This window comes from Pseudoalteromonas sp. Z1A6, from assembly GCF_011378745.1.
In the GTDB taxonomy this organism is placed as follows: Bacteria; Pseudomonadota; Gammaproteobacteria; order Enterobacterales; family Alteromonadaceae; genus Pseudoalteromonas; species Pseudoalteromonas arctica.
This window is the reverse complement of sequence record NZ_WTKW01000693.1, coordinates 1-616: the sequence shown is the minus strand read 5'-3', so window position 1 is coordinate 616 and position 616 is coordinate 1. Positions and strand designations below refer to the sequence as shown.

The following is a 616-nucleotide window of genomic DNA, read 5'->3' as shown; positions in this document are numbered from 1 at the left end:
TTAAAGTTTATTGGTAATGACGTTGCTTTTTATAGTGCTAGTTTAGCTACTAGACTTTTTATTTTTAAATTAGGCGATGTGGTCTATATTTCAGATTGTCTAGCTAATATGACTGAATATTTAGAGGGCGTTCAGGAGCTGCAATCAAGTATCGACTTCTATAAGAAATTTGGTTTTATATTACCGCCATTCACTCAACATACAGGGGTGTATATGACTGCACCGTTTGTATGTTTTAACATAAGTGAAAAAGAGATAGCGTTTAGGTCTAATTACCCTGAAAATAAAAATAATACAAGTTGTGATACACCTGTTTTAGTTGACGAATTAGATAGTTTTTTTTCTAAATTTAAAAATGATGACAAACTTGAGATATTGGTAAGTGGTGGAATAGACTCTTCAGCTTTATTAGGCTTTGTTAATGATCGCTTTACTGTGTCAAAGTCGATCATGTGTAAAATGTCGAGTCTTCCTAAAGAGGGAATTATTGCAAACGAACTAAGTAACTCTATTAAAGTTCCTTTTGAATCTCATAATTTAGATGTGGACTTAAGTGATAGAGCATCGGAATTTGTTGATGAAACTGGTGAATATATTTCTGATTCAATTTCTTTAG

General features: G+C 32.0%; 1 protein-coding gene. It reads left to right on the top strand.

What is annotated here, in order from left to right; genetic code table 11:
• Positions 1–616: hypothetical protein (locus GQR46_RS20375; RefSeq protein ID WP_165742349.1), on the top strand; the 616-nt coding region annotated here is incomplete at both ends.